General features: G+C 72.8%; 9 protein-coding genes. 7 read left to right on the forward strand and 2 right to left on the reverse strand.

Annotation, left to right across the window (positions count from 1 at the left end; translation table 11 throughout):
* The first annotated feature begins 8 nt into the window (after positions 1 to 8).
* Genes fliQ through csrA form a run of 6 tightly spaced genes read left to right on the forward strand, consistent with a single transcriptional unit; the run spans position 9 to position 5,430 of the window.
* Entirely contained in the window at positions 9 to 281 is a 273-nt protein-coding gene (fliQ, locus tag BIU94_RS05615) for a flagellar biosynthesis protein FliQ (RefSeq protein ID WP_071255183.1), read from the forward strand.
* Positions 282 to 284: 3 nt separating this feature from the next.
* Positions 285 to 1,043, forward strand: a complete 759-nt coding sequence (locus BIU94_RS05620) for a flagellar biosynthetic protein FliR (RefSeq protein ID WP_254782923.1) — start codon at positions 285 to 287, stop codon at positions 1,041 to 1,043.
* A gap of 6 nt (positions 1,044 to 1,049) precedes the next feature.
* Positions 1,050 to 2,228 (forward strand): flagellar biosynthesis protein FlhB, encoded by a 1,179-nt coding sequence (locus tag BIU94_RS05625; RefSeq protein ID WP_071255184.1) that lies wholly within the window; start codon positions 1,050 to 1,052, stop codon positions 2,226 to 2,228.
* Positions 2,225 to 4,279, forward strand: coding sequence for a flagellar biosynthesis protein FlhA (locus BIU94_RS05630; RefSeq protein WP_071255186.1), 2,055 nt, complete (start codon positions 2,225 to 2,227; stop codon positions 4,277 to 4,279). The genes BIU94_RS05625 and BIU94_RS05630 overlap by 4 nt, the downstream gene beginning before the upstream one ends.
* Entirely contained in the window at positions 4,254 to 5,165 is a 912-nt protein-coding gene (locus BIU94_RS05635; RefSeq protein ID WP_071255188.1) for a hypothetical protein, read from the forward strand. The genes BIU94_RS05630 and BIU94_RS05635 overlap by 26 nt, the downstream gene beginning before the upstream one ends.
* A 4-nt stretch (positions 5,166 to 5,169) precedes the next feature.
* The gene (gene csrA, locus BIU94_RS05640) at positions 5,170 to 5,430 is read left to right on the forward strand and encodes a carbon storage regulator CsrA (protein ID WP_071255195.1); all 261 of its coding nucleotides are present in this window, start codon (positions 5,170 to 5,172) and stop codon (positions 5,428 to 5,430) included.
* A 272-nt stretch (positions 5,431 to 5,702) separates the two neighbouring features.
* Here the strand turns inward: csrA and BIU94_RS05645 are convergent, their stop codons facing one another.
* Positions 5,703 to 7,868, reverse strand: coding sequence for an acyl-CoA dehydrogenase (locus BIU94_RS05645; protein WP_071255201.1), 2,166 nt, complete (start codon positions 7,866 to 7,868; stop codon positions 5,703 to 5,705).
* Positions 7,869 to 8,098: 230 nt separating this feature from the next.
* Between BIU94_RS05645 and BIU94_RS05650 the strand changes: the two genes are divergently transcribed.
* The gene (locus BIU94_RS05650) at positions 8,099 to 9,580 is read left to right on the forward strand and encodes a peptide MFS transporter (RefSeq protein ID WP_139196308.1); all 1,482 of its coding nucleotides are present in this window, start codon (positions 8,099 to 8,101) and stop codon (positions 9,578 to 9,580) included.
* 154 nt (positions 9,581 to 9,734) lie between these two features.
* Here the strand turns inward: BIU94_RS05650 and BIU94_RS05655 are convergent, their stop codons facing one another.
* Positions 9,735 to 10,019 carry a hypothetical protein gene (locus BIU94_RS05655; RefSeq protein WP_071297234.1) on the reverse strand — a complete coding sequence of 95 codons (285 nt, stop codon included), beginning with the start codon at positions 10,017 to 10,019 and terminating at the stop codon, positions 9,735 to 9,737.
* Positions 10,020 to 10,195: the final 176 nt, after the last annotated feature.

Raw genomic sequence — 10,195 nt, forward strand, 5'->3', positions numbered from 1 at the left:
GGGCGCGCGTGAACCAGCAGGCGGTCATCGACCTCGTGCTCCAGGCCCTCCTGGTGGCCGGCAAGCTCGCCGCGCCCGTCCTCGTGACGTCCCTCGTGGTCGGCTTCGCCATCTCGCTCTTCCAGTCCGTGACGCAGATCCAGGAGGTCACGCTCTCGTTCGTGCCGAAGGCCGTCGCCGTCGCGATCGCCCTCGTCGTCTGCGGCAACTGGATGATCTCGGAGATGGTGTCGTTCACCCACGTCGCCTTCGACATGATCCCGAAGCTGCTCGGGGCGTAGCCGGTGGAGCTCGCGTTCGACGCCGACCGACTGGAGGCGACCATGCTCGCCGGCGTCCGGTTGGTGGCGTTCCTCGTGATCGCCCCGCCGTTCTCGTACCGGGCGTTCCCGGGCGCGGTGAAGGTGATCCTCGGGCTCGGCCTGGCCATCGGCGTCGCACCGCGCGTCGCGGTGGGCTACGAGTCGCTCGCGACCGGGCCGTTCCTGCTCGCGCTGCTGACGCAGCTGCTGGTCGGGCTCGGGCTCGGGTTCCTCGTGTTCCTGGTGTTCGCCGCGGTGCAGTCCGCCGGCGCCCTCATCGACCTGTTCGGCGGGTTCACCCTGGCGCAGGCGTTCGACCCGCAGTCCCAGGTGAACGGCGCCCAGTTCACCCGGCTGTTCCAGATGGCGGCGCTCGCCCTGCTCTTCACCTCCGGCGGGTACCAGCTCATCGTCGGCGGCCTCGTGCGCTCGTTCGACGCCGTGCCGCTCACCGGTTCCTTCGGGGTGGACGCACTCGCCCCGCTGCTCGTCACCGCCGTGTCGCAGATGTTCCTGGCGAGCCTGCAGATCGCCGGTCCGCTCGTCGTCGTGCTGTTCCTGGCCGACGTCGGCCTCGGGCTGCTCACCCGCGTCGCCCCGGCGCTCAACGCGTTCCAGCTCGGGTTCCCGATCAAGATCGGGCTCACCGTGCTCTTCGCCGGTGCGCTCTTCATGGCCCTGCCCTCGGTGGTGTCGTCGCTGACCGGCGACGCCGTCCAGGCGATCACGGGACGGGGGTGACCAGCGATGTCCGACAGCGGTGAGAAGTCCGAGAAGGCCACCGACAAGCGCATGCGCGAGGTCCACCGGAAGGGCCAGCTCGGGCGCTCCCAGGACCTCGGCGCGTGGGTCGGCATCGCCGTCGTGGCGATGATGGTCCCGTCGGTGATCGGCAACGCGGCGGCGGCGGGGACCTCGCAGCTCGCGGCCGTCCGCACCGTCATCGCGAACCCGACGATCGGCACCGTCGACCAGGTCTTCCACGACGCGATGGCGAGCATCGGGGCGACGCTCGGTCCGCCGCTCGCCGTCGTCCTCGTCGCCGTCACGGCCGCCGCCGTCGCGCAGGGCGGCGTGCACGTCCGGAAGCTCATGCCGGAGCCGTCGCACTTCGACCCCGTCGCCGGCCTCAAGCGGGTGTTCGGCGTGCAGGCGCTCTGGAACGGGGTCAAGGCCCTGCTCAAGACCACCGTCGTCGGCCTCGTGCTCTGGTTCGCCGTGCAGGGCCTCATGCCCGTGCTCATGACGAGCGGCTCGCTCCCGCTGTCCGCCGTGCTCGAGGCCGCTGCCGACGGCGCCGGCACCCTGCTCCGGGCCGCGATCGTCGCCGGACTGCTGCTCGCGGCCATCGACGTCTTCGTGGTGGTCCGGCGCAACCGCAAGCGCACCAGGATGACGAAGCGCGAGGTCAAGGACGAGCACAAGTCGAGCGACGGCGACCCGCTCGTCAAGGGACAGCGCCGCTCCCGGCAGCTCGCGATGAGCCGCAACCGGATGATCGAGGCGATCGGCACCGCGGACGTCGTGATGACGAACCCGACCCACTACGCCGTCGCCCTGCGGTACGAACCCGGCAAGTCTGCGCCGCGCGTCGTCGCGAAGGGAGCCGGACCCGTCGCCGACGTCATCCGGTCCCGTGCCGAGGACGAGCGCGTGCCGATCGTCCGGGACGTGCCGCTCACCCGGGCGCTGCACGCCGCGTGCGAGCTCGGCCACGAGATCCCCGCCGACCTCTACACGCCGGTGGCGCGGGTGCTGTCCTTCGTGATGGCGCTCAAGGCGCGCGGTGCGGCGGCCGGCACGCATGCGCCCCCCGTTCCCACCACGGCCGCCGAGGTCGCCACGGTGATCGACCCCGCGACCCTGACCGGCGACCTCCGTCCCCGCAAGCTCCGACCACCCCGCCCCGAAGGACTCCCCGCATGAACCGCAAGGACCTGCCGAAGCTCGTCGTCCCGGTGTTCATCGTCGGCATCATCCTGCTGCTGATCCTGCCGGTGCCGTCGTTCCTGCTCGACTTCCTCATCATCATCAACATCCTGTTGGCGCTGGTGATCCTGCTCACGACGCTGTTCGTGAAGAAGCCGCTCGACTTCTCGGTGTTCCCGTCGCTGCTGCTCGTGGCGACGCTGTTCCGGCTCGGGCTGAACGTGGCGTCGACCCGGCTCGTGCTCGGCGAGGGGTTCGCCGGCGACGTCATCCAGGCGTTCGGCCACGTCGCCGTGTCCGGCTCGATCATCATCGGCGCGGTGATCTTCCTCATCCTCATCGTCATCCAGTTCGTCGTGGTGACGAAGGGCGCCGAGCGCGTCGCCGAGGTGGGCGCCCGGTTCACGCTCGACGCGATGCCCGGCAAGCAGATGGCGATCGACGCCGACCTCAACGCCGGCCTCATCACGGACGAGCAGGCGAAGGAGCGCCGCGCCGCGGTGTCCGCCGAGGCCGACTTCTACGGCGCGATGGACGGTGCGTCGAAGTTCGTCAAGGGCGACGCCATCGCCGGCATCCTCATCATCGTCATCAACCTTGTCGGCGGCATCGCGATCGGCATGCTGCAGAACGGGCTCTCCGCCACCGACGCCCTGTCGAAGTACGGCATCCTCACGATCGGCGACGGCCTCGTCACCCAGATCCCCGCGCTGCTCATGGCGGTGTCCACGGGCATGATCGTGACGCGCTCCGGCGCGGAGTCGGAGATGGGCGCGTCCGCCGCGACGCAGCTGTCGCAGTCGCGGAACGCGCTGCTCATCGCCGGTGTCGCCGCGATCGCCATGGGCTTCATCCCCGGCATGCCGATCCTGCCGTTCCTGCTCGTCGGCGCGACGCTGCTGTTCACCGGGTGGCGCATCGGCCAGAACGTCGCGAAGGCCGAGCGCGAGGCCGCGCAGCAGCAGGCGCTCGAGGCGTCGGCCCCGTCCGGCGACACCCCCGAGGACCTCGTCGAGCAGATGCGCGTGCACGCGCTCGAGATCCTGCTCGCCCCCGACCTCGTGGACATGGTCAGCGGCGCGTCGGACGACCTGCTCGGCCGGGTCCGGGCGCTCCGCCGCAAGGTCGCCGTCGACATGGGCGTCGTCGTCCCGCCGGTGCGCACCCGCGACAGCATCGACCTGCCCCCGTCGACCTACGCGATCCGCATCGCCGGGGTCGAGGCCGGCCGCGGCACCGCCCCGGCGCGGAGCGTCCTGGCGCTCGGCGACCACCTGGACGGCCTGCCCGGCGACACGACGGTCGAACCCGTCTTCGGCCTGACCGGCAAGTGGGTCCCCGCCGAGCTGCGGCACGCCGCGGAGATGACCGGGGCGACCGTCATCGACCGGGTCTCGGTGCTCGTCACCCACCTGCAGGCCGTCATCGGCGACAACGCCGCCCGGCTCCTGACCCGCGAGGACGTCAAGGTCCTGACCGAGGGCGTCAAGCAGGTCAACCCGGCCGCGGTCGAGGAGCTCGTCCCCGGCATGCTGTCGATGGCCGAGCTGCAGCGCGTGCTGCAGGGGCTGCTCGCCGAGCGGGTGCCGATCAACGATCTCGGGCGCATCTGCGAGGCCCTGACGCTCCGCGCGAAGGCGTCCACCGACCCCGAGGGGCTCGTCGAGGCCGCCAGGGCCGCCCTCGGTCCGGCCCTGGCCGCACGCCACGCCGACGCCGGCACGCTGCGCGTCATCATGATCGACCCCCTGCTCGAGCAGGCGATGCTCGAGGGGCTGCGGCCGTCGGAGCAGGGCACCCAGATCGTCATCGACGCGCACCGCATCGAGCAGGTGCTCGGCTCCCTGCGCGACGCCGTGCGCAGCGTCGAGGACCAGGGCCTGTCCGCCGTGCTCGTCTGCGCCCCGCAGCTGCGCCCCGCCGTGCACCGCATGGTCGCGGCGCAGTCGAACGGCCTGCCGGTGCTCTCCTACCAGGAGGCCACCGCCGCGGGCTCCACCATCGAGACCGTGGGAGTCGTCCGTGCCGCCGACCCGATCGCAGCGTAGCGGCGCGACGCTCGAGGCCCTGCGCGACGCCGTCCGGGCCGAGTTCGGGCCGTCCGCGCGCATCGTCGCCGCCGAGCGCGTCACCACGCCCGGCATCGGCGGGCTGTTCCGCAAGGCACACGTCGAGGCCACCGTCGAGGTCCCCGACCCGACGGACCCGCCGACCGCGCAGGTCACCATCGCGAGCACGCCGGTGCAGCGGATCGGGATCGCGGCGCTCCTGGCCGACGCCGAGGCGACCGAGGCCCGCATCGCCGGCACCGACGGCACCGCGACGACCCGAGCCGACGCGTTCGCCTCGGTGCTCGACGGCTTCGCCCTGGACGGCATCACGGGGAGCGCCCCGCGCCCGACGCGCGCGCTGCCGGAGCCGGACGCGCCCCTGGACGTCGACCCGCGCCTCCAGGCCGCCACCGACGCGCGGCCGGGAGGCCCGACCAGCGTCCCCGACACGGCCCGCGCCGTGCGCGTGGCCCGGCCCGCCGCCCCCGCCGTGCGGTCCGCGGACGGCGACCTGGTGCTGCTCGTCGGCCGGCCGAACGACGTCGACGCCGCCGCCGGGCTGTTCGCGCTCCGCTACGGCCTGCAGCCGAGCGACGCCGCCGACCGACGCTCGGCGATCCTGGCGCGGGCCGACGGCGTCCGCGACGGCCACGCCGTCCTGGCGGTGGCCGCCTGGGACGACCGGGCGACCGGCGACGGCGTCGAGGCCGACCAGGTCTGGGTCGTCGTCGACGTCGGCCGGAAGCCCGAGGACGCCGCGGCGATGCTGTCCGCCGTGGCCGACCGGCTGCCCGTCGCCGGCGTCGTCGCCATCGGGGCGGGGGAGACCGCCACGCCGGAGTCCGTCGACCTGCTGGGGGTCCCGGTCCTGTCGCTAGGCTGAGCGGGTGCTGGTACTCACGCGGAAGGTCGGCGAGCGGATCCTCGTCGGTGACGACATCGTCATCACCGTCCTCGACGCCCGGGGCGACGGGGTGCGGATCGGCATCGACGCCCCGCGTGGGGTGAAGATCCAACGCGAAGAGGTCGTGCGCGCCGTCACCGAGGCGAACGCCGAGGCAGCGGCCGCCGCCGCCGGAGCCGACGACGACGCCGAGGCGCGACTGCGCCGGGCGCTCGGCGACCGCGGCGGGGCCGACCAGGCGTAGTCCGGGCGAGGGCTCGCCGGCTGTGCGCTCGGGCTGCGCGCGGCTGTTGCTCGGGTGCCCGCGCACGGTCGCTGCCGCGCAGTGATCGTCGAGCGCGCCCCGCGGCGGGCGTCGCGTCCCGTCTCTTCGGGGCGCGACGACGCTGGCAGGGCGCGGACCGGATCCGGCGAGGGTCGGCCGTGCCACGGCGCTGTGGACTCGCGCGCGGCGGAGTGGGGCCCGCGGGGACGAGCCGACCCGTGCCTCCCGGCCGGACCGTCCCCACCGAGCGGCTACGCGCGGGGCTTCTTCTCCTGCTCGGGCAGACGACCGGCGGCGGCCTCGGCGGCGAACCACGCCGCGGCCTCGTCCTGACGTGCCTGCTCCTCGCCGAGGGCGATCGGCGCACGCACGTGCCCGTCCTCGTAGCCGAAGGTCTCGAGCAGCCGGGGCACGATCGGCCGCAGCCGGGCCACGAGCCGGTCGACCCCGGCCGACACCGCCCGGGCCCGCTGCGCCGACAGCCGCCCGTGCACCAGGTACCAGTCCAGGTGCTGCTCGAGCAGGCCGAGGGCGAACAGGTCGCGGAGCCAGACGAGCACCCGCCGGGTGTCGCCCTCGGGGACCTGCTCGAGGGCGTCGGTGAACGCGTCCCACTGCATGAGCTCGGCGTGCGCCTTCGCCGCCTCGATGAGCTCGTGCTGCGAGCGGTTCAGCAGCCGCGCCGCGCGTGCACGGTCCTTGCCCGCGGAGGCGAGACGCACACCGATCTCGGCGACCATCGTCTCGACGCGACCCGCGAGCAGGGCGCGCTGTGAGCCGGCATCGCGCAGGTCGGCGACGGACCGCGCGAGCGACCCACGGTCGGCGACGCTCTGCCCGATGCGGCGCACGCCGCTCGCGTCCGCCAGCTTGCCCGCGGCGATCGACGCCGCGAACCGTGCGGTCGCGGCCGGGTCCTTCGGCGCCTTGGCGCGGAACTCGGTGAGCAGCCGCTTGCCGACGAGCTGCAGCAGGACGGTGTTGTCGCCCTCGAAGGTGACGTAGACGTCGAGGTCGGCGCGGAGCCCGGTGAGCCGGTTCTCGGCGAGGAAGCCGGCGCCGCCGCACGCCTCGCGGCACTCCTGCAGGGTGTCGAGCGCCGACCACGTCGACATCGACTTGAAGGCCGCGGCCTGGGTCTCCAGGTCCTCACGGCGCTCGGGGGTGTCCTGCCGCCCGCTGAACACGTCGTCGAAGGTACGCAGGAGCTGCTCGTGGGCGAACGACTGCGCGAACACCGTCGCCAGGCGCGGGATCAACCGACGCTGGTGCCGGCCGTAGTCGAGCAGCACGCCCTCGGTGCCGTCCCCGGTCGGGAACTGGCGGCGCTGCGCGGCGTAGGTGAGCGCGATCTGCAGCCCGATCTTCTGCGCCACCACCGCGGCCCCGTCGAGCGAGACCCGGCCCTGCACCAGGGTGCCGAGCATCGTGAAGAAGCGCCGACCGGGCGAGGCGATCGGCGATGAGTACGTGCCGTCCTCGGCGACGTCGCCGTAGCGGTTGAGCAGGTTCGTGCGGGGGACCCGGACGTGGTCGAAGTGCAGCCGGCCGTTGTCGATGCCGTTCAGGCCGCCCTTGTAGCCGTCGTCCTCACCACCGACGCCGGGCAGGAACGCCCCGTCGGCGTCGCGGAGCGGCACGTAGAACGCGTGCACGCCGTGGTCGACGCCCTGCGTCACGAGCTTCGCGAACACGACCGCGGCCTTGCCGTGCAGGGCGGCGTTGCCGATGTAGTCCTTCCACGCGCCGCGGAACGGCGTGTGGATCTCGAACTCCTGCGTCTCCGGGTCGTAGGTGGCGCGGGTGGCGATGCTCTGGACGTCCGAGCCGTGCCCGGTCTCCGTCATCGCGAAGCAGCCGGGGACGTCGAACGAGACGATGCCCGGCAGGAACTCGCGGTGGTTCCGCTCCGTGCCGAGGTGGTGCACCGCAGAGCCGAACAGACCCCACTGCACACCGGCCTTGATCTGCATCGACGGGTCGGCGGTGGTGAGCTCCTCGAACGCGGCGAGGTTGCCGCCGTGGTTGCTCTGGCCGCCGAACTCCTCGGGGTACGGCCGCTGGATCGCCCCGGCGTCGACCAGGATGCGCAGCTGGTCGAGCGTGCGGGCACGCGCGTCGGCGTACGCCATGCCCTCGATCTTGTGCATCGCCGGGTCGAGCGCGAGCCGCCGCGAGATGCGGCGGTCGTCCGCCCACCGGCCGAGCAGGAGCTGCTGCACCACGGCGACGTCGATCTGCACGTCCGTGTCCGTGCCCGCGGTCGGTGTGCCGCCGGCGGGGTCACCGGTCGCGTCGGGCTTCGGCGCACCCTCGGTGACGACGCCGGGGGCGGGCGCCGCGTCGGCGTCGGCGTCGGTCGGGGCGGCGGCCCCGGCGGGGCGGGCGGCGGAACGTGCGGGTGCGGTGTCGACCATGGTCGGGGTCCTCCTGGGAACTGCGGTGTCCGGTGGCGCTCCGTCCACGCTAGACAGCCCGGCCGTGTGCCGCTCGACAACCGTGCCGGGGGCACAACGGGCGAGCGCCGACCGCGCGGACCGGTCGTGGGAACCCTCCAACCGACGGACCCGTCGGCGGGACGCCCGGTGGACGCGAGCCGCCCTCGGGGAATCGGCGGAAGCTGGACCGAGCGGGCATCATGGCCGTCATGTCCCGCACCACCCCGTCACACAAGTCCCGCACCGAGCAGCCGGATCGGGGTGGCCGCACCTTCTTCGGACAACCGTTCGAGCTCTCCACCCCGTTCGCCGTCGAACTGTGGGAGCGCTTCTCGTTCTACGGCATGCAGGGCATCGTCCTGCTGTACATGTACTACACGGTCACCGAGGGCGGCCTCGGCATCAGCGAGGGCGTCGCGACCGGCATCATGGGGGCCTACGGCGGCGCGGTCTACCTGTTCACCATCATCGGAGCCTGGATCGCCGACCGGCTGCTCGGCGCCGACCGGACCCTGTTCGGCAGCGCCGTCGTCGTCATGCTCGGGCACATCGCCCTCGCGCTCATCCCCGGGGTCGCCGGGGTCGGCGTCGGCCTCGTGCTCATCGCGCTCGGGTCCGGCGGACTCAAGGCGACCGCCACGACGATCGTCGGCGGCCTCTACCGCCGCGACGACGTCCGCCGCGACGCCGGGTTCTCGCTGTACTACCTCGGCGTCAACCTCGGCGCCTTCGCCGGCCCGCTGCTCACCGGGCTGCTGCAGAACACGCTCGGCTTCCACTACGGGTTCGGCCTCGCCGCGGTCGGCATGGCCGCGGGGCTCACGCAGTACGCGGTGCGCCGGAAGCACCTGCCCGAGGTCGTGCGCGACGTCACCAACCCCGTCGACCGACGCCGGCTGCCGCTCATCGTCGTGGGAGCGGTCGTCGCCCTGGTGCTCGTCGTGGTCGCCGTGCTGACCGGTCTGCTGACCGTCGACACCCTGCCCCTCGTCGTGGTCGCCGTCGTCGTGCTCGCGACCATCGGCTACTTCGTCGTGATCCTGTCGAGCGGGATCACCCCGCAGGAGCGCTCGCGCGTGTTCGCCTTCATCCCGCTGTTCATCGGCAGCGCGGTCTTCTGGTCGCTGTACCAGCAGCAGTTCACCGTCGTCACGATCTACTCGGACCAGCGGCTCGACCGGTCCGTGTTCGGCTCGGAGATGCCCGTGTCGTGGGTGACGTCGATCAACCCGGTCTTCATCATCGTGCTCTCCGGCGTCTTCGCGGCGCTCTGGACCCGGCTGGGCGACCGGCAGCCGTCCACCCCGACGAAGTTCGGCCTCGGCACCGGCATCATGGGCGTCGCGTTCCTGCTCTTCCTGCCGTTCGTCGGCACCGGCGAGAACGGCACCCCGCTGCTCGCACTCGTCGGCATCCTGCTCGTGTTCACGCTCGCCGAGCTCCTGCTGTCGCCCGTGGGCCAGTCGGTGGCGACGAAGCTCGCGCCGGCGAAGTTCCAGACGCAGATGGTCGCGCTGTTCTTCCTCTCGGTGTCGCTCGGCACCGCGGCCACCGGCGTCCTGTCCCAGTACTACGACCCGGAGCACGAGGCGCCGTACTTCACGGTGCTCGGACTCGTCGCGGTCGCGGTCGGCGTCGTGCTCCTGCTCGTCACCAAGCCGGTGCTGAGGCTCATGCGCGGCATCCGCTAACCTGAGACCAGCCGTACGCTCGCAACCAAGGAGTCACCCCATGCTCGAACTCATCGCAGGCATCATCATCGGCGTCGGCGTGCTCGGCGGCGTGGGCTGCTGCATGGCCGTCGCCGCCATGATGAAGAGCGGGTCCGAAGAGTACTGACCCGGACTACTCCGCGGTGTCGGTCGTGACCGGCACCAGTTGACGACTCAGGACGGTCGCGCGCTCGAAGGGGCCGCGGCCGTCCTTCGTCCATGCGGGTTCCTCGAACGCGACGGTCCAGGTGCGCTGCAGCCCGCCGATCTGGCTGCCGCCCGGCGCCACGATCACGCCGATCGGCTCGTCGGCCCACTGCTCGCCGCCGCGGTCGGTGTCGACCACCTGCACGAGGGCGCCGATCCCGAGCCCGGGGCGGTCGTCGGGGCGGGGGCTGGGGGAGCGTCGTCCGAACACGCGCCCACCGTACCGGTGGGTGGTCACGGAACGTCTGAGCCGTTCCTGTCGACACGCCGACGTCCGGCCGCCGGGCGGCCGCAGGCCCTCGGCCGAGGCGTCACCAGGCGACGCGTCGTGACCAGCGCGCGGAGGTGAGCGGGGTGTCGCGACCGGCGGGGCGACGGTCGGGAGGC

This window comes from Curtobacterium sp. MMLR14_006 (assembly GCF_001864985.1).
Lineage (GTDB): Bacteria > Actinomycetota > Actinomycetes > Actinomycetales > Microbacteriaceae > Curtobacterium.